This is a genomic window from Albidovulum litorale (assembly GCF_025751495.1).
GTDB classification, from domain to species: domain Bacteria; phylum Pseudomonadota; class Alphaproteobacteria; order Rhodobacterales; family Rhodobacteraceae; genus Albidovulum; species Albidovulum litorale.
In genome coordinates this window covers 173,792-192,698 of sequence record NZ_JAOWKZ010000004.1, presented here as the reverse complement: position 1 = coordinate 192,698, position 18,907 = coordinate 173,792, and the positions used below count along the sequence as shown (strand labels likewise).

Sequence of the window (18,907 nt, the reverse complement as noted above, 5' to 3'; positions counted from 1 at the left end):
CGCCGATCCTCATGCCCAGTTGCCCTTCGACATCAGTCCAAGGATCTCAAGCTGCCGCCAGTTCACGTATTTCTCGGACCATTTGCACCAGAGATTGGTCTCGCCCTTCAGCGACTCGGCGTAGGCGAGGTATTCCCGGCTGCCGGCGAAATGTTCCCGCCGTTCAAGTTCCTCTTCCACCTTGGCCTCGAAGGTCGACAGGAACTTGGCGTGGAGAAGACAGCCCGAAGCCTTCTCGCCCCCCCATTCGTCATAGATCTGGTTCAGACCGCGCGGCAAGAGCATGTGGGTGGAACTGGCAAAACAGTAGGACCAATGCCATTTCACCAGCGGGATCTTGTTCAGCGATGGTGCGTCCTCAGGCGCATCGGAGAACATTGTCCGTGCTCTCGGACCGCCCTGTATCCAGAGGTTCTGGAAACTGGGATTCTTGGAAATGGTGTAATTACCCGCGTCGAAATAGGCGGCAATCTCGAATGGGTTCTGGCCTTCACGGTATCTATCCGCACCGACAGGCCCCTTGGGATACATATCCAGCACCATCGCCGGGAAGCTGCGAACATTGTAGGTGTCCAGCCAGTCGGTCAGCGCCTGAACCGGTCTGGTATCGCAGAACGGATAGACGAAGAACTCATCGACATCGAGCGCGAGGATCCAGTGCCCGCGCGCATAGCGGAACAATAGCCAGTTTAGCCAGTCCGCGCCGAACCGCGCGGCCTTATAACTGGCATTGGTCGACCAGAGCGACACATCTTCCTGCTGGGCCAGATACTCCCGCGAACCGTCGGTCGATCCGTTGTCGATCATGAAAAAATGCCGGACCCCAAGGTCACGGTAATAGCGCAGGAAATACGGCAGGCGCACACATTCGTTGCGCAGGACCGCGACGGCGATAACGTCGCGGGGACCGATGGACGATGTCCGATCCTTCAGCGGCGACAACTCACGGCGCTTGCGGAAGGCCCGCAAGCGCAGCTGCTTGCGCTTCAGCCGCAGCCGGTATCGTTCCCAGATGCCCAATCGATCCTCTCGACGCCGCGCCCCCGCAGGCGGGTCAACTGATAAATGCAAGCTGCTTAAGACCGAGTTTCAAGCGACCGCGCCCAAGCCCGGTCGTCCCAGTTCCTGCCGTCCTGCCTCGTCCCCGTCTCCTGTCGGGAAAGAATACAGATCGGCACGGTGCCGGTAAACTGTGGATTCATCGTTTCCGCGATATGATTGGCAAGTGACTCCAGAAGGTTGTCGGAAACCTGTTCCGAACCCCGGATGCCCTATTCGTTGTAGTCGCCGGACTGGTGCCAGCGCCACGCATCGGTAATCATCGTAGTCAGGTCCGAACGGAACGGCGTCCAGCCAAGCTCGCGCACCGCCCGCTCGCTTCCGCAAACAAGGCTGACGGCGTCGCCCGCACGACGTTCACCATAGATCACCGGGACTTCCCGGTTCGTGACGGCGCGCGACTGGGTAATAACTTCGCGTACCGTAAACCCCTTGCCAGTGCCGAGACAGAAGGCTCGCGAACCGTGTCCAGCCTCCAGCCATTTCAATCCAGCCATATGCGCATCGATGAGATCAGCGACATGCACATAGTCCCGCACGCAGGTTCCGTCCCGGGTTGGATAGTCGGTTCCGAAAACGGTCAAAGCGGGGCGGCGCCCGTCGATCGCATCCAGCATCAGGGGGATAAGATGGGTTTCCGGCCTGTGGAATTCACCCAACTCGCCATCCGGATCGGCGCCCGCGACGTTGAAATACCGGAAGATGACTGAGTTCATACCATGCGACGCCCCGAAATCGCCGAGCATCTGCTCTATCGCGAGTTTGGACTTTCCGTAGGCGTTCAAGGGATACTGCGGCGTCTCTTCGTCCAGGATCACACCGTCCTGATCGCCGTACGTGGCACAGGTCGATGAAAAGACGAAGTTCCGGCACCCGGAGGCCAGAGACGCCTCAATGAGGTTCAGCGCACCGAGGACATTGACGCGCCAGTAGGTACCGGGGTCGCGCATCGCATCGCCGACAAGGCTGATCGCGGCGAAATGCAGGACCGCCTCGGGCTGCCAGCGGGCAAAGACCTCGTCAAGCCGCGCCCGGTCGGCAAGATCGCCTTCCTCAAGCGGACCGAATTTTACGGCGTCCCGCCATCCGGTCGCGAGATTGTCGAACGTGATGGGCGTATAGCCTGCGAGTTTCAGCGCCTTGCAGGCATGAGACCCGACATAGCCGGCGCCCCCAGTGACCAGAATATGCCGGGTCATGCGTCCTTACTCGGCAGCCTTCCGAACCGCCGTCATCGAGATGAGGAACTGCTGAAATTCGTCGCGCAATTCGTCACGCGCGAGGCCGAATGCCACGGTGGCCTGAAGGAAACCTGCCTTGGACCCGCAATCGAAACGCTGGCCGCGGAAGCGGAAACCGTAGACATTGTTCGATTTCCGGATTTCTTCGGCAATCGCATCGGTGAGCTGGATTTCGCCCCCGGCGCCGGATTTCATCTTGTTCAGGTTCTGCATGATCTTCGGCGTCAGGATATAGCGGCCGATCACAGCAAGGTTCGAAGGTGCTTCATGGGCTTTGGGCTTTTCGACCATGCCCTTGACCGAGACCATGGCGCCCATATCGTCGCACACGTCGAGTACACCGTAGGAGGATGCCTTTTCCGGCGCAACTTCCATCGCGGCGACCATGTTGCCGCCGATCTCGGCATGTGCCTCGACCATTTGCTGAAGGCAGGGCTTTTCGGCCGCAATCACGTCATCCGGCAGGATCACCGCAAAGGGCTCGTTCCCGACAAGGCGGCGCGCGCACCAGACCGCGTGGCCTAGGCCGAGCGCCTTGTGCTGGCGGATATAGGCGATGGCGCCGGATTCCATGTTGGTTGCGCGCAGAACGTCCAGAAGGTCATCCTTGCCGGATTTCCGGAGGTGCGCCTCCAGCTCGTTGGCGTGGTCGAAGTAATCCTCAAGCGCACCCTTGCCGCGCGAGGTAACAAAAATAAACTCTTTGATACCGGCCGCGCGGGCTTCGTCGATCGCATACTGGATCAACGGACGGTCGACGAGCGTCATAATTTCTTTTGGAATCGACTTTGTCGCTGGAAGAAATCGAGTTCCGAGACCGGCAACGGGGAAAATCGCCTTTGTGACTCTGCGCTTCATCACACACCATCCAATTTATCGCAGCGCTCAGCCGTTCGGCTGTCCCCTAAAGCGCTGCTCAGTTCATGCCCTGCTTTTGGTACTAGAGCAAGGATACGACATTTGTACGACCCGCAGTGACTAAATTTGGCTAACAGCGGGCCGATTTGGCAACGGTAGGCCTTGGTATGCCTAGATTGTAGTCAGGTTTTCCCTAGCCAATCACGAATCTCCATGCAACCCGTACGGGAAATTCAGTTCATGTTCATGTGTCTCAGCATCGCTTCGATTCGCGGCACGTCTTCGGGATTGTTGAGTTCCCAGAAATGACGGCCACGCGCCTCCACCTCGACGCAGAGAACCGGCCTGCCCTGCTCCAGAAAGCGGAGTTGTTCCAGACCTTCGAGGGCTTCAAGCGGGCCGGTCGGCCAGCCGGGATAGGCGGCGAGCGCCGCAGGCCGGTAGGCATAGACACCGACATGGTGAAAGACCGGCGTCGGTTCATCGTCGCTATATTGTCTGCCGGTAAAGGGGATCACTTCTTTCGAGAAATAAAGCGCGCGGTTGCCCTTACCGAAAACCGCAGTGGTTCCGCCGACACGCCCATGGCGGCGATCCTCGATGAATCCCTTGAGAGCTCGCCCGTCGCAACGCAGTACCGGGGTCGCGATATCGGCTTCGGGATCCGCAAGCAGCCCGGCGATCAAAGACTCGACGAACCAGTGCGGTGTCAGTGGAGCATCTCCTTGAAGATTAACGACAATATCATATCGAACACCCAGAACTTCATGCGCCTCAGCGCAGCGTTCGGTCCCGTTGCGGCAGGCCTCTGACGTCATGACGACCTCGGCGCCGAAGCCTTCTGCGACGGACCGGATACGGTCGTCATCGGTCGAGACTACGACGCGGTCGACGCCGGAAACCTGCATCGCGGCTTCCCAACTGCGCTGGATCAGGGTACGGGCCCGTCCATCGGCACCGGTCAAGGCAACAAGCGGCTTGCCCGGATAGCGGGTGGAGGCATAGCGCGCCGGAATGACGATAAGGACGCTCATTCCTTCACCAGAAGAACGCCGGGAGCATAGGCGATGAAAAAGGGATTCTCGAAACCGGGTTTGCCGTAGGTGAACGGCGTGTGATCGTCGAACCGTACCATTTCTCCGCCAGCGCCGCGCAGAACGGCATCACCGGCGGCCGTATCCCATTCCATCGTGCGCCCCAGACGCGGGTAGAGGTCCGCTTCGCCGGTTGCGACAAGGCAGAATTTGAGGCTCGATCCCGCGCTGGTCATGTCGCGCACGGCGTAGCGGCCGATATAGTCGTCAGTTGCCTGATCGCGATGGGATTTGGAGGCGACGACCATCAATGCCCGATTGTCCGGCACCGAAACGCCGAGTGCAACCTGCTCGCCCGACTCTTCCTTGTCGAAATCTCCCTTTTCTTCGACCGAGCGGCCGTCAGGGAGAGTGTAAAACAGGCGGCCCTTTGCCGGTGCATAGACGACCCCGCGGAGAGGAACGCCATCTTCGACATAGGCTATGTTCACGGTAAAATCGCCACGCCGCTGGATGAATTCCTTGGTTCCGTCGAGTGGATCGACGATGAGAAAGGTAGAAACCGCCTGCCCGTGGCTCGTCGCCTGCTCTTCGGTCACGATCGCAACGGAGGGGAATGCCTCGGCCAACCCTTCAGAAATCAGTGCGTCGGCGACCTCGTCGGCTTCGGTCACAGGGCTTGCATCCGACTTGGAGCGCACCTCGAAGTCCTCGGCATTGTAGATCGCCATGATCCGGTCGCCTGCTTCGAGCGCCAGACGGCGCATCACGCGGGTGAGGTGTTCATGATCCAACGGTTTCTCCCGATACGCTCAGTTGATCGCAAATGCGGTTAACCTTATGATCGCGCGCTAAAGGAACGGCAAGATTCCTGTGCGAAAAACCTTGAGGCAACGTACCACAAGCGGAAACGACGCGAGAGATGTTCAGGGTCGAGACACAGAAATCGGGGTTTAACTCGGCGCTCTTGGTTCTTGAACTGATTTATCACAGTACCGTCCAGTCCGTCCGTCGATCCCACCGTCACGCGATGGTCGGGCTGATAATGAACATTTTTCAGACCGTTCTGCTCATCGCGGTCTTCTATGTTATGTTCAATTTCCTGGGGATGCGTGGCAATGCGATCCGGGGGGATTTTGTCGTCTACCTTATGTCGGGCATCTTCCTGTTCATGGCCAATACTAAGGCGATGGGGGCTGTCCTGTCTGCTGACGGGCCGACCTCGGCGATGATGCTGCACGCGCCGATGAACACGGCAGTGGCGATCTGTTCTTCTGCCCTGGCATCACTCTACATCCAGGTCTTGTCGGTCACGGTAATACTCGGCGTCTATCATATAGCCTTCGGCCCAATACAAATTGACGATCCCGTGTCCTGCCTGGGCATTTTGCTTCTTTCCTGGCTAAATGGTGTCGCAGTGGGGATGGTGGTAATGGCCATGCGGCCGTGGTGGCCGGACTTCGTCAAGCTGGCGCGTACGCTTTATATGCGCGTCAACATGTTTGCCTCGGGCAAGATGTTCGTCGCGAACACGTTGAGCTATGCGATGTTGAAGATGTTCGACTGGAATCCGCTCTTTCATATCATCGACCAAGCGCGCGGTTACGCGTTCATCAACTATTACCCGCAGAAAACGTCGCTTACCTATCCGCTTTATATAACGCTCGCGCTTCTTATCCTGGGCCTGATGGGCGAGTTCTATACCCGTCGAAATGCGTCGCTTAGTTGGACGGCCGGGCGTTAGTCGACAACCCTCATGGTCAGATTGATCCGTCCACCCTTTGGCAGAAGCGATGATGTGCCTGGCATGATCCGGTCTATACCGTGGTAGGCAAGCCGCGCCTCTCCACCCAGCTGCAGAACGTCGCCCGAACGCAGCCGGACGCTTTCGGTCGGGCCTCCGCGCGTCGTGGTGCCGATCCGGAACCGCGCGTCGTCACCAAGGCTGACCGACAGGACCGGCCAGCGAAAGTCCGCCTCGTCCCGATCCTGATGCAGGCCCATCCGTGCGCCGTCGGTGTAGAAGTTCACCAGACAGCAATCCGGCGTCCGTTCCGACCCGACGAGGCGACCCCATATATCCAGCACGCTGGCCGGGATCGGGGGCCATGTGCCGCCTTGCGGATGCCGGTCTGTGTAACGATAGCCCTTGCGGTCGGAAAACCAGCCATACTTTCCCGCCGACGTCATTCTGACCGACATCGGCTTGCCCCAAGGCGTCAGTGGCGAAAAAAGCGGCGCAGCCGTGACCACCCGGCGGATATCGTCAATAATCCGCGCCTGGTCTGCCCCGTCGAGCAACCCAGAAAACAGGGTTGCGCCGTTGATGACAGCGGTCGGCACGGGCGCGTCGGCACGCTTTGATTGCGCGGATCGGTTTTCCACAAATTTTCCCTGTTTTTCCTACTGCCAGAGCGCTTGCAGCGCCCCATGCCCCTCCTTATATACCCTGCGAAGCCGGTCAGGGTGCCATACCCGGCCGAAATCTTGGGATCGGGGCCAGAGGCCGCAATCGGATCTGGCGCCACTTAATCGCCGAAGGAAAGGTATACATATGGCTAAAGTCATCGGGATCGACCTCGGGACCACGAACTCCTGCGTCGCCATCATGGACGGGTCGCAGCCGCGCGTCATCGAAAACTCGGAAGGCGCCCGCACCACCCCCTCCGTCGTCGGGTTCACCGACAGCGAACGCCTCGTCGGCCAGCCGGCCAAGCGCCAGGCGGTCACAAACCCCACCAACACCGTCTTCGCGGTCAAGCGCCTGATCGGCCGCCGCATGACCGACCCTGAAGTCGAGAAGGACAAAAAGCTTGTCCCCTACTCCATCGTCAACGGTGGCAATGGCGACGCTTGGGTCGAGGTGAAGGGCGAGAAATATTCCCCCGCGCAGATCAGCGCCGTGATCCTTCAGAAGATGAAGGAAACCGCCGAGAGCTATCTGGGCGAAAGCGTCACGCAGGCCGTCATCACGGTTCCGGCCTATTTCAACGACGCCCAGCGTCAGGCCACGAAAGATGCGGGCAAGATCGCCGGTCTTGAGGTGCTGCGCATCATCAACGAACCGACTGCGGCCGCCCTCGCCTATGGTCTCGACAAGAAAGAGACCAAAACCATCGCGGTCTATGACCTTGGCGGCGGCACCTTCGACATCACGATCCTTGAGATCGACGACGGCCTTTTCGAAGTGAAGTCGACCAACGGCGATACCTTCCTTGGCGGTGAAGACTTCGACATGCGCATCGTGAACTACCTCGCCGAAGAGTTCAAAAAAGAGCATGGCGTCGACCTGACCGGCGACAAGATGGCGCTTCAGCGTCTGAAGGAAGCGGCGGAAAAGGCGAAGATCGAACTTTCCTCCAGCCAGCAGACCGAGATCAACCAGCCGTTCATCTCGATGGACAAGAACACCGGCACGCCCTTGCACATGGTCATGAAACTGACCCGGGCGAAGCTGGAATCGCTGGTTGCAGACCTCATCAAGAAGTCGATGAAGCCCTGCGCCGACGCGCTGAAGGATGCGGGCCTGTCGAAAGGCGATATCGACGAGGTCGTTCTGGTCGGCGGTATGACCCGGATGCCGAAGGTGATCGAGGAAGTGACGAACTTCTTCGGCAAGGAACCGCATAAGGGCGTGAACCCGGACGAGGTTGTGGCCCTTGGTGCCGCCATTCAGGCCGGTGTGCTTCAGGGCGATGTGAAGGACGTGGTCCTGCTGGACGTGACACCGCTGTCGCTCGGCATCGAAACGCTTGGCGGCGTCTTCACCCGCCTCATCGACCGCAACACCACGATCCCGACGAAGAAGAGCCAGATCTTCTCCACCGCCGAGGACAACCAGAACGCCGTGACCCTGCGCGTCTTCCAGGGCGAGCGGGAAATGGCGGCAGACAACAAGCTCTTGGGCCAGTTCAACCTTGAGGAAATCCCGCCCGCGCCTCGTGGCCTGCCGCAGATCGAGGTCACTTTCGACATCGACGCGAACGGCATCGTCTCAGTCAAGGCCAAGGACAAGGGGACGGGTCGCGAACAGGCGATCACCATCCAGGCCTCGGGCGGTCTGTCGGACGAAGAGATCGAGAAGATGGTCAAGGATGCCGAGGTCAATGCCGAAGGCGACAAGGCCCGCAAGGAGCTGGTGGAGGCCAAGAACCAGGCCGAAAGCCTGATCCACTCGACCAAGAAGGCGCTTGAGGAGCATGGCGACAAGGTCGATGCCTCGACCGTCGAAGCGATCGAACTGGCCATCGGCGCGCTTGAGGAAACGCTCAAGTCCGAGGATGCGGGCAAGATCAAGGGCGGCATCCAGAACGTCACCGATGCGGCGATGAAACTGGGTGAGGCGATCTACAAGGCGCAGCAAGCCGAAGGCAGTGAAGCCGAAGTCGACGAAGACAGCCCGCGCGGCGTCGATGACGACATCGTGGATGCCGATTTCGAAGATCTCGGCGACGACAAGAAGCGCAAGTAACGCGACCGGAACCATAGGATCGGCCTGACCCTTGCCGTCGGGCCGGTCCGCGCGTTCCCCGAAAGGGCGAAGAATGGCGAAACGCGATTATTACGAGGTTCTGGGCGTCGCGCGCGGTGCATCCGCCGACGAGATCAAGAAGGCCTATCGCACGAAGGCCAAGGAACTGCACCCCGACCGCAACAAGGACAAACCCGAATCCGAGGCCCAGTTCAAGGAAGTGAACGAGGCCTATGACGTCCTGAAGGACGACACCCGTAAGGCAGCCTATGACCGCTTCGGCCACGCGGCTTTCGAAGGCGGCGGCCCCCGCGGTGGCGGCGGTCATGGTTATGGCCAGCAGGGCGATTTTGCCAGCGCGTTCTCGGACGTGTTTGAGGATCTCTTCGGCGACTTCATGGGCGGACGCGGCGGCGGTGGACGGCAGCGCGCTCAACGCGGTTCCGACCTGCGCTACAACATGCGGGTGACGCTGGAAGAGGCGTATAAGGGCGTCCAGAAGTCGATCACCGTGCCGACCTCGGTCGCCTGCGGGTCCTGCAACGGCACCGGGGCAGAGGGTGGCGCGGAACCGCAGACCTGTCCGACCTGTTCCGGCATGGGCAAAGTCCGCGCCCAGCAGGGTTTCTTCACGGTCGAACGCACCTGCCCGACCTGCGGCGGTCTGGGCCAGACGATCAAGAACCCCTGCAAGACCTGTCACGGCGCGGGGCGCACGGAAAAGGAGCGTCAGCTTTCGGTCAATATCCCGGCAGGCGTCGAAACCGGCACCCGTATTCGCCTCGCCGGTGAGGGCGAGGCGGGGATGCGCGGCGGGCCGTCGGGCGACCTTTACATCTTCATCGAGGTCCGCGAACACGCGCTCTTCCAGCGGGATGGCGTGAACCTCTATTGCCGGGTGCCGGTGTCGATGACGGCGGCAGCCCTTGGCGGCGATGTCGAGGTGCCGACGATCGATGGCGGGCGGTCGAAGGTCAAGGTTCCGGCTGGCACCCAGACCGGTAAGCAGATGCGGCTGCGTGGCAAGGGCATGCCCGCGCTTCGCGGCGGCGGCACCGGCGACATGCTGATCGAGGTCGCGGTGGAAACGCCGGTGAACCTGACCGGCAGGCAAAAGGAATTGCTGCGCGAGTTCGAACAGCTCAGCAAGGACAACAACCCTGAAGGGTCATCCTTCTTCTCCAAGGTGAAGAATTTCTGGGACGGAATGAAAGGGTAAGGTGGTTTTAAACCCACCTTATGACAGCCGTTAACTCTTCTTTCACCATGCCGCGCGACGCTCGACCAATGTGCCCGAGTCGTGCCTTTCATGAAGCCCCGTTGCCGCTCTTCCCGGGCGACGAGGCGCCTGAATTACCATTGCCGCAAGGGCGACTGCCCTCTTACATCAAAGACCACAGGCGACGCCTGCGCGCCCGCTTCATAGAGGCCGGTGCCCAGGCCCTGCCCGATTACGAGCTTCTCGAACTCGTCCTATTCCGTGCCATTCTCCAGCAGGATGTAAAACCACTGGCCCGGAGGCTGCTGGACCGGTTCGGCGATTTCAATCGGGTCCTCTCCGCCCCACCGCACCGGCTGTCCGAGGTCGAAGGGGTGGGCGATGCCGTCGTGCAGGAACTCAAGATCGTGGAGGCCGCCGCGCACCGACTGGCGCGGGCGAAGGTGATGAACCGGGCGGTGCTGTCGTCGTGGGACGAGCTTCTCGACTATTGCCGCACCTCGATGGCGCATCGCGAGACCGAGCAGTTCCGCATTCTCTTCCTCGACCGCAAGAACGTGCTGATCGCCGATGAGGAACAGGCCCGCGGCACCGTCGATCACGTCCCCGTCTATCCGCGCGAAGTCATCAAGCGAGCGCTGGAGCTGAACGCCACCGCCCTGATCCTTGTTCACAACCACCCGTCGGGCGATCCGACTCCGTCAGAGCAGGACATCTCCGTCACCGGACAGATCCAGGATGCGGCCGGAATCATGGGGATCGCGCTGCACGATCACCTCATCATCGGAAAAGCGCGGGAGATGAGCTTTCGCGCGGAAGGATTACTCTGATATCCGATCAGAATCGCCCCTCGCCGGTCATTTTCGGTTCGCCAGAACACCCGGTTTGATGCGCGGTGAGCGCTCGGGGGAACCCACATGACAGTACACAGAACTTCAGTTCTGCATATCCTTGCCCCACGTCACTGCGCGGCGTCCTGCCCCGTTGCCCCCCCTCTCGTTCTGTGGCAAGACAGGCCAGTCACATACCAGACCGAAGAGTTCAGTAGATGGCCGATTTCGCTGCACGTCGAACGATGATGGTGGACACTCAGGTGCGCCCCAATGACGTAACCAAATTCCCGATTATCGAGGCGATGCTGACGGTGCCGCGCGAGACATTCGTGCCCTCCACACTGCGCGAGGCGGCTTATGTCGGAAACAATATCGAACTCGGCGGCGGCCGGGTGATGCTTGAACCGCGCACGCTGGCGAAGATGCTCGACGCGCTCGATATCCAATCGGATGATCTGGTTCTCGATATCGGTTGCGGGCTTGGCTATTCGGCTGCGGTGATCGCGCATATGGCCGAGGCCGTCGTTGCGGTAGAGGAAGATACCGGACTTGCCCAGCAGGCCGAGCAGCGTCTCGCTGACGTCGGTGCAGATAATGCCGCGGTGATCACCGGGCCACTTGCCGCCGGATCGGCAAAGCACGGCCCCTACGACGCCATCACCATTCAGGGCGCGGCAGAGACCGTACCTGCGGCAATTCTTGATCAGCTGAAGGAAGGCGGCCGCATTGCCTGCATCTTCATGGACGGGGTGCTCGGGCTGTGCCGGATCGGCCACAAGAACGAAGGCCGCGTCACCTGGCGCTTTGCCTTCAACGCCTCCGCCCCGGTCCTTCCGGGCTTTGAAACCGAACGCGCATTCACCTTGTGACCCGACCCGACCTGGCCTCCTCGACGGATTCGGGAAACGAACCGAAAGATGAAACAAGATGAGACTTCCGGCATCCAGGGCGCTGATCGTTGCGTGCATATGCGCATTCGGACTTTCCGGCCCGGCCCGATCCGAGACACTGGCTGATGCGCTGGTTTCGGCCTACAAGAACTCCAACCTGATCGAACAGAACCGCGCGGTCCTGCGCGCCGCGGACGAAGATGTCGCCTCAGCGGTTGCGGCTTTGCGCCCGGTTCTCGAATGGGTGGCAAGTGCATCGCATGTCGATTCCCCACAGAACCCGGGCGTTTCCTCGACGCTCGCCATTCAGGGCCGTGTTCTGGTTACCGATTTTGGCCGCTCGAAGATCAACATCGACATCGCAAAAGAGGCTGTGCTCGCAACGCGTCAAGCCCTCGTCAATGTCGAGCAGGACGTACTTCTCTCTGCTGTCTCATCTTACTTCGGCGTCCGCAGCGCGATGGAGAACGTCGCCATCAACCAAAACTCGGTCCGCGTCCTTGATGAGACGCTTCGGGCTACGCAAGATCAGTTCGACGTGGGCGAGGTGACGCGCACCGATGTCGCGCAGGCAGAGGCACGGCTGGCGGCGGCGCGGGCCTCGCTTGCAGCGGCAGAGGGTCAGCTTGCCGCGGCGCGTGAAGCGTACAAAGCCACCACGGGTCAATATCCGACGGCCCTTGCCACCGCTCCGACACCGCCTGCCCTGCCACGGGTTTTGGACGATGCGCGCTCGATTGCGCAGCGGTCTCATCCGGCAATCCGGCAGGCCCAGCATCAGGCCGCCGGCGCGGATCTGAGTGTCGCCTTCGCGGTAGCCCAGCGTCTGCCAGTGATCAACGGAACGGCAGGGGTGAACCTGAACGAGAACTCGGCGAATACGTCATCCATCGGCATCGAGATGCGGCAGACGATTTATTCGGGCGGCGCGCTGTCGGCTGTTCACCGGAAGGCGATTGCCAACCGCGACGCCGCGCGATCGGCACTTTTGCAGACCAGCGTGATCGTCACGCAGAATGTCGGCAGCAGCTGGGCCGATATCGAAGTCGCCCGTGCGCAGATCACGGCCACCGAGCGGCAGATCGCCGCAGCGACCATAGCCTATGATGGCGTGCGCGAAGAGGCCAAGCTGGGCGCGCGCACGACGCTCGACGTTCTGGATGCCGAACAAGCGCTTCTCGATGCCCGGTCCAACCGGATCACGGCCGAGGCAAATCTACAGGTAGCGATTTATTCGCTTTTGTCTTCTATGGGTCTTCTGACGGCAGAATATTTGAACCTGAGCGTGCCGATCTACGACCCCGAAGCCTATTACAACGCGGTCAAATCCGCACCGGCTACCTCGGTGCAGGGCGAGAGCCTGGATCGCGTCCTGAAAGCAATCGGGAAGAACTGATGGCATGACAACGGTTGTCCGAGCGGGCCGACAGGCCTAAAGTTGCGTTCGGGGGCGATAAGGAAACAACATGTCAGAACCGTTGGCAAATTTGGAAATTCAGGATGTGCTTTCGTCGATCCGGCGCCTGATTTCCGAAGACAAGCGCGAAGTCGGCCGCCCGAACGCCACCGGACTCGATTCGATCGAGGCCAAGGCGGTTGACTCGCAATCCGACAACAAGCTGATCCTGACCTCGGCCCAGCGGATTGACCGCGGTGTCTCGGCGCCTGAGGTGGCCGCAGAAGGACGCAGCGGCGTCACGCTGGAAGACACGATTGCCGAACTTGAAGCCGCCGTTGCCGGGATCGGCGATGATTTCGAGCCTGATGGCAGCGAAGTCGCACATGCGCGGGCGGGCGCCTCGGATGATGAGTTGGAACGCGCATTCGAGGACGGATTCGAGGTCGATATCGGGGACGATACCGACCGTAGTGAGCACGCCCCTCAGTCGAAACATGCAGTCGAAGATGCCGAGCGGGAATCTGTGTCGGAAGATGAACAGGACGACGAAGTTTCGGGCGAAATGTCTGCACCAGTAGAAACCTCTGAAACCGTTGACGCCGAGCATCATGAGCCCATCGCCGGCGATCTGGATGAGACCAGAGCGGAGCCGACGTATACCGTGGCATTTGTGGAAGGCGAGAACATCTCTGATCCCAGTCCGTTGCCGCAGTCAGTTGAGCGGTCGGCGGCGGTTGGCACCACGGGGCGGCGCATCCGTCGGCGGCTGAATCTGACGGCGCAGGACATGGTGACGGACACGGCACCCTGGGACCGGGCGGACGCGCCGGAGCGGAGTGCCGAATCGGGGGAGACAGCCGAGGTTGGTACGGCAGCACCCGGTATTGGTGACGAGATTGCCGGCGTGGAGGGTCTTGATGCCGATGCGTTGCGCGACCTGATCACAGAGATCATCCGGCAGGAATTCAAGGGCCCGATGGGTGAACGGATGACCCGCAATATCCGGATGCTGGTCCGGCGTGAGGTCAACCGCGCATTGGAAAGCCGCAACGCCCGTTGACCGGCGTGGTCAGAAACCGGCCACATCTACCTATCCCAAAAACAAACGCGCCCTTTCTCAAGGGCGCGTCTAAATTCATCGCGGCGATAAACTGATCAGGCCGCTTCGGCCTCTTCGGCAGCGTGGCGGCGTTCACTTTCCTCGCGCGACAGCGCGACCGAGGTGCGTACACCCTTGCCTACAAATTCCATCAGACCTTTCACAACCCGCTCGTTGGGGTCGATCCCGGCACAGGACAACACTTCGCGGCCATCACGCGACCGCGCCCAACGGGCGATCTGTTCCGGCCCGTTGCCATACTTCTTGTCGTCGGCAATCGCATCATCCAGCGCCGCGAGGACCACAGCCGCGAAAAGCTTACGCGACCTCTGGCCTTGCTCGTAGTTGAATGCGGTGCCGTCCACGAAATCGCGCATCTTCCAGTTTCCGTTCTTATTGCTCTTGCGTTTTCCGGCGTCCTGCTGTCTATGGCAAAACGCCGTCGATTCGGTATTCCCCTTTTCGAATAACAGCCATGCTTATAGCGCATAGCTTCGGCAAAGGGCACACTTTATCTAGTTGGCTTGCCACAAACCTGCCCGGCATATATAGGTGCCGCCCAATTCCTTTCAACCTTCCGATAAGGTTCGGTCCGATGCCCAAGATCAACGGCAATGAAATCCGCCCCGGCAATGTGCTGGAGCATGACGGGGGCCTCTGGGCCGCCGTGAAAGTCAACCACGTCAAGCCCGGCAAGGGCGGCGCGTTTGCCCAGGTGGAACTGAAAAACCTGCGCGATGGCCGCAAGCTGAACGAGCGCTTCCGGTCCGAGGACAAGGTGGAGCGCGTGCGGCTGGACCAGAAGGACCAGCAGTTCCTCTATGAAAACGACGGCATGCTGGTTTTCATGGATAACGAGACCTTCGAGCAGATCGAACTGCCCGCCGACCTCCTCGGCGACCGCCGCCCCTTCCTGCAGGACGGGATGGTCGCGACGATCGAGTATTATGGCGAAGAGGCGCTGTCGATGCAGCTGCCGCAGAAGGTGGTCTGCAAGGTCGTGGAGACCGAGCCGGTGGTGAAGGGCCAGACGGCCGCTAACAGCTACAAGCCTGCGATCCTCGACAATGGCGTGCGCATCATGGTGCCGCCCTTCATCGGCCAGGACGAGGACATCATCGTCCACACCGAATTCATGGAATATTCCGAGCGCGCCTGATCCGGGCAGCCTCTGATTGTTAAACCGCCGGCCACCTGTCGGCGGTTTCCTTATGCTTGCTTGGCTTCTGCCCTGCGTCGCAGTCCACGGATGTAACTGGCCCGCCATTTTTCAGCCGACCGGTCTACGACAAGGAAGAACAGCGCCGCAAATGCGAAGGCTCCGGCGATCATTGCCAGTTTTCCGATATCGCCGATCTCACCACCCGCCATCTTCCGTATGACAAAGAAGAAAGGATAGTGAACGAGATAGAGGCTGTAGGAAAAATCGCCCGCATAGCGATCGAACCTGCCCGACGGCAACCGAACCGCCCAGCCGACAAGCGGAACCAACATCAGACCGACAAAAAGCGTCGGTCCCGCCCCTTCCACGCCGAAGCGCGCCTCGGCGGCGATCTCCGGAGCGCCAGGAAAACCGATCTTGAAGGCTATCAGGATCAGTAGTGCCACCACGATCCCGATTGCAGCGTGATATCCGCTGAAGGTCAGGTTCCACGCATGAATAAGCGCGCCGAGCCCAAAAGACGCGATGTAGATGAAGACGGTCGCGAGGCCGGTGGCTTCCTTAATTTGAAAGCCGATCCAAGTGAACAACGCGATCAGGCACAAGATGAATGCGCCACGCTTGAGCAAAGGAAAGGCTAGGGGGGCGATCAGGTAGAACTGCATTTCCAGGTCAAGCGACCACGATACCCCTAAAAGATCGTGCGAATGCGTGGCCACCCCCAACAGCGGTAGGGCTTGCGGCCAGTCCGGATCGTAGGGGAGACCAAATCCCTTTCGCACCGCAAAGGCGAGAACCAGCGCTACGACATAGGCAGGATAGAGGCGTAAGAAACGCGACAGGTAGAATGTCCGCAGAGGTGAGGTCTCGAGGCGGTATTTCAGATCGTATTGCCGGGTAACCCAATAGCCGCTCAGTATGAAGAAGGCGATCACGGCAACCCCTCCGAGCTTGATGCCCGAAGTGTGAGAAAGAACAACCAGAGACGCCAGAACGACTCGTAATATTCCGGGACCGAACACGCGATTTCCAGCTTGCTGCGACAAGCGAGGACCATCGCGCGTCACTCCTTGTGCGTCAACCACACAAATCCGGTGCAAGACCTAATCCTGTTTCGGCACCGTAATTGTTGCATCGCCAGCAGCAAGGGGTCCATCTGCCCGATCGATACGGAGGTAAGCGATCGCCCGATCGCCGGAGCCGGTAAAGACCATGCCAATTGAACGTCCATCGCCTAGCGTGATGGCCGTGCCCGGCTCGGCATTTCCATCAATCCGAACGGTAAGGAACCGCTTCCGCAGTTCGGCCTTGTGCTTCATCCGGGCGGTCACCTCCTGCCCGACATAGCAACCCTTGCGGAAGTCGACTCCGTTCAGTTGGTCGAAGCCTGCCTCAAGGATATAGGTGTCTTCAGGGATCAGTTCGATCCCGGTTTCAGGTATGCAGTGAGCTACACGGATCGCATCCCAGTCGATCTCAGGAGATGTCCCCGGCGTCTCGCTGTAAAGCCGCCAGCCGAGGTCCGGATGCCGGGGATCGGCAAAAGCACCGTCGGGCACCGGTCCGAGACCCCGCGTGACGTGAAGCTCTGTCACGGAAATACTCACATCCGCGCGCAAGCGGTACATTCCCAACCGTCGGATCAGACCCTCAGCCAGATCGGCATGGATATCGATCAGGATGCGCTCCCCATCGGGGACCAAAAAGAAATCAGCCAGATACTTGCCCTGCGCGGTCAGCAGTGCGGCATAGACCAAACCCGACGACAGCCGCCGGACATCGTTGGTGACGAGGCCCTGCAGGAAGCTTTCCCGGTCTGCGCCGGAAATGGCAATCACCCTGCGGTCCGGCGCGTTTTCCCCGATCATCCCGGTGACTCTCCTCGCTGGCACGGTTATTCGGAAAACTGCAGGCGGCAGAGGCTGGCGTAAAGCCCGTTCCCGGCAACCAGCGTCGTGTGGGTCCCTTCCTCGACCACGCGACCACGATCCATCACAACGATCTTGTCAGCATCGCGCACGGTCGCAAGGCGGTGCGCGATCACCAGCGTTGTGCGCCCCTTGCTCAGCCGCTCCAGCGCTTCCTGTACCAGTGCTTCGGATACCGCGTCCAAGGCCGACGTCGCCTCATCCAAGAGCAGTATGGGCGCATTTCGCAGAACTGCCCGCGCAATGGATACGCGTTGCCGCTGCCCACCCGACAACGCCGAGCCACGCGGACCGGCATGTGTGTCGAGCCCGCCCGGCAGGGCTTTCACGAACTCGGTGACATGAGCGGTTTCGAGCGCCGTGGCCAATGCCGTTTCCGATAGATCGGTGCGACCGAGAAGAACATTTTCGCGAATGGTCTCGTCGAATAGCACTGCCTCTTGCGAAACTACCGAGAAAAGGTCACGCAACTCGCCCAGATCAAGCTCGTCAATGGGTTCGCCGCCGACCGTGATCTTGCCGGATGACGGGTCGACCATCCGCGTGAGCAGATTGAACACCGTCGATTTTCCCGCGCCGGACGGGCCAACAAGCGCAGTCGTCTTGCCCGGCTCCGCGACAAAGCTCAGGCCGTTCAGAACCGGATGATCACCATAGGACAGATGCACGTCAGCAAAGGCGATCCCCGTTTTGGTCGGGTCCGCAGGTCGGGCGGCCAGGGTATGGCGGATGGCCGGTCTGGTATCGAACAACCGGTACAGCCGCGTGAGACTGGCCGCCGCAACCTGCCAGGTTCCCGCCATGTCACCCAGACGACGCAGCGGCTGAAACGCAAGCGCCATCGCAGTAAAGAACGACATGAACTCGCCGACGGTGCGTTCGCCCGACGTGATTTCACCGCCCGCTAGCAGCAGGACGCCAAAAAAACCAAGCCCTGTGACGATGTCGATTAGCGCCGGGATCGCGGCGCGGCTGGCAGCTGTCTTGACCTCGGCCCGGACTATCCGGCCGACGATGTCGCGAAAACGCGAGATCTGATAGTCCTCCATCCGGTTCAGCTTGACCGCGGCGATGCCGTGAAAGACCTCATCCAGCCGCGTTGCCCGCTGTCCCGCCTGGGTTCGTACATGATCGGTCTTGCGCCGGATATACCGCTGCACCGCAAGCGTCGGCAGGATGAGGAGCGGCGCGCCAACAAGCGCCGTCACGGTCCAGCGCGGGTCGATTGCGACCGCAACACCGAATAGCGATACAAGCGCCACCAGATCGCGCCCGACCCCCGTGATCAGAACAGACCAGACGCTTTGCACCGCCGCCGTATCACCCTGCACCCTTTCGATCAAGGCGCCGGGCGGATTGATCTGAAAGAAAGGACCATCGAGCGTCAGGACATGAGCCAAAAGATCGACCTGCATCGCTGTCGACGTCTTTTGCGCAACTCGTGTCAGCAGCGACCGATTGATGATGAGCGTCGTCGCACGGATCAGAAACAGAGCAAGGATGAACCCGCCGACGAGCCAGATCAGATCACCTTCGCCGCCTACAAAAACCCGGTCAAAAAGAGGTTTCAACGACCACGAAAGCGCCGCGAGCGTGGATCCTTCCAGCACCATGAAAACAAAGGCCAGCGCCATTACCCATTTGTGACGCGACAGGTAGCCATGCCAAAGCCGCACGAAAAGCCGATGCGACGTATATGCATTTGCGGCTGCGG

General features: G+C 60.3%; 18 protein-coding genes. 8 read left to right on the top strand and 10 right to left on the bottom strand.

The window, feature by feature from the left end; translation table 11 throughout:
* Positions 1-9 precede the first annotated feature (9 nt).
* From OEZ71_RS16160 to cysQ, 5 genes are all read right to left on the bottom strand, one after another.
* A complete protein-coding gene (locus OEZ71_RS16160; protein WP_263741056.1) occupies positions 10-1,020 on the bottom strand; it encodes a glycosyltransferase family 2 protein in 1,011 nt (336 codons plus the stop codon).
* A gap of 251 nt (positions 1,021-1,271) precedes the next feature.
* Positions 1,272-2,258, bottom strand: a complete 987-nt coding sequence (galE, locus tag OEZ71_RS16155; RefSeq protein ID WP_263741055.1) for a UDP-glucose 4-epimerase GalE — start codon at positions 2,256-2,258, stop codon at positions 1,272-1,274.
* 6 nt (positions 2,259-2,264) lie between these two features.
* Positions 2,265-3,158: a UTP--glucose-1-phosphate uridylyltransferase GalU gene (gene galU, locus OEZ71_RS16150; RefSeq protein WP_263741054.1), complete on the bottom strand. Its 894-nt coding sequence runs from the start codon at positions 3,156-3,158 to the stop codon at positions 2,265-2,267.
* Between the two features lie 233 nt (positions 3,159-3,391).
* A complete protein-coding gene (locus OEZ71_RS16145; protein ID WP_263741053.1) occupies positions 3,392-4,192 on the bottom strand; it encodes a 3-deoxy-manno-octulosonate cytidylyltransferase in 801 nt (266 codons plus the stop codon).
* On the bottom strand, positions 4,189-4,986 hold the full coding sequence (gene cysQ, locus OEZ71_RS16140) for a 3'(2'),5'-bisphosphate nucleotidase CysQ (protein ID WP_263741052.1): 798 nt from the start codon (positions 4,984-4,986) through the stop codon (positions 4,189-4,191). The genes OEZ71_RS16145 and cysQ overlap by 4 nt, the downstream gene beginning before the upstream one ends.
* A 128-nt stretch (positions 4,987-5,114) precedes the next feature.
* On the opposite strand from cysQ, the gene OEZ71_RS16135 reads away from it, so the two are divergent.
* Positions 5,115-5,936 carry an ABC transporter permease gene (locus tag OEZ71_RS16135; RefSeq protein WP_263741051.1) on the top strand — a complete coding sequence of 274 codons (822 nt, stop codon included), beginning with the start codon at positions 5,115-5,117 and terminating at the stop codon, positions 5,934-5,936.
* On the opposite strand, the gene OEZ71_RS16130 is transcribed toward OEZ71_RS16135, so the two are convergent.
* On the bottom strand, positions 5,933-6,505 hold the full coding sequence (locus OEZ71_RS16130) for an alpha-ketoglutarate-dependent dioxygenase AlkB family protein (protein WP_412175650.1): 573 nt from the start codon (positions 6,503-6,505) through the stop codon (positions 5,933-5,935). The two genes, OEZ71_RS16135 and OEZ71_RS16130, sit on opposite strands and share 4 nt — an antisense overlap.
* Before the next feature lie 241 nt (positions 6,506-6,746).
* On the opposite strand from OEZ71_RS16130, the gene dnaK reads away from it, so the two are divergent.
* The 6 genes from dnaK to OEZ71_RS16100 all read left to right on the top strand — a co-directional run bounded on the left by dnaK (position 6,747) and on the right by OEZ71_RS16100 (position 14,064).
* Entirely contained in the window at positions 6,747-8,663 is a 1,917-nt protein-coding gene (gene dnaK, locus OEZ71_RS16125; RefSeq protein ID WP_263741050.1) for a molecular chaperone DnaK, read from the top strand.
* 73 nt (positions 8,664-8,736) lie between these two features.
* Entirely contained in the window at positions 8,737-9,882 is a 1,146-nt protein-coding gene (dnaJ, locus tag OEZ71_RS16120; protein ID WP_263741049.1) for a molecular chaperone DnaJ, read from the top strand.
* 68 nt (positions 9,883-9,950) lie between these two features.
* Positions 9,951-10,712 carry a RadC family protein gene (gene radC / locus OEZ71_RS16115; RefSeq protein WP_263741424.1) on the top strand — a complete coding sequence of 254 codons (762 nt, stop codon included), beginning with the start codon at positions 9,951-9,953 and terminating at the stop codon, positions 10,710-10,712.
* 218 nt (positions 10,713-10,930) lie between these two features.
* Positions 10,931-11,584, top strand: a complete 654-nt coding sequence (locus tag OEZ71_RS16110; RefSeq protein ID WP_263741048.1) for a protein-L-isoaspartate O-methyltransferase family protein — start codon at positions 10,931-10,933, stop codon at positions 11,582-11,584.
* 58 nt (positions 11,585-11,642) lie between these two features.
* Positions 11,643-13,001, top strand: a complete 1,359-nt coding sequence (locus OEZ71_RS16105; protein WP_263741047.1) for a TolC family outer membrane protein — start codon at positions 11,643-11,645, stop codon at positions 12,999-13,001.
* Positions 13,002-13,071: 70 nt separating this feature from the next.
* A complete protein-coding gene (locus OEZ71_RS16100; protein ID WP_263741045.1) occupies positions 13,072-14,064 on the top strand; it encodes a hypothetical protein in 993 nt (330 codons plus the stop codon).
* 95 nt (positions 14,065-14,159) lie between these two features.
* Here OEZ71_RS16100 and OEZ71_RS16095 read toward each other — a convergent pair whose 3' ends face one another.
* The gene (locus OEZ71_RS16095; protein ID WP_263741044.1) at positions 14,160-14,480 is read right to left on the bottom strand and encodes a DUF6280 family protein; all 321 of its coding nucleotides are present in this window, start codon (positions 14,478-14,480) and stop codon (positions 14,160-14,162) included.
* 218 nt (positions 14,481-14,698) lie between these two features.
* Between OEZ71_RS16095 and efp the strand changes: the two genes are divergently transcribed.
* Positions 14,699-15,262, top strand: coding sequence for an elongation factor P (efp, locus tag OEZ71_RS16090; protein WP_263741043.1), 564 nt, complete (start codon positions 14,699-14,701; stop codon positions 15,260-15,262).
* Positions 15,263-15,312: 50 nt separating this feature from the next.
* On the opposite strand, the gene OEZ71_RS16085 is transcribed toward efp, so the two are convergent.
* The 3 genes from OEZ71_RS16085 to OEZ71_RS16075 form a co-directional block, all read right to left on the bottom strand.
* Positions 15,313-16,287, bottom strand: a complete 975-nt coding sequence (locus OEZ71_RS16085) for an acyltransferase family protein (protein ID WP_263741423.1) — start codon at positions 16,285-16,287, stop codon at positions 15,313-15,315.
* A gap of 81 nt (positions 16,288-16,368) precedes the next feature.
* The gene (gene ygfZ, locus OEZ71_RS16080) at positions 16,369-17,133 is read right to left on the bottom strand and encodes a CAF17-like 4Fe-4S cluster assembly/insertion protein YgfZ (RefSeq protein WP_263741042.1); all 765 of its coding nucleotides are present in this window, start codon (positions 17,131-17,133) and stop codon (positions 16,369-16,371) included.
* A 26-nt stretch (positions 17,134-17,159) separates the two neighbouring features.
* Positions 17,160-18,827 (bottom strand): ABC transporter ATP-binding protein, encoded by a 1,668-nt coding sequence (locus OEZ71_RS16075; RefSeq protein ID WP_263741422.1) that lies wholly within the window; start codon positions 18,825-18,827, stop codon positions 17,160-17,162.
* Positions 18,828-18,907 lie beyond the last annotated feature (80 nt).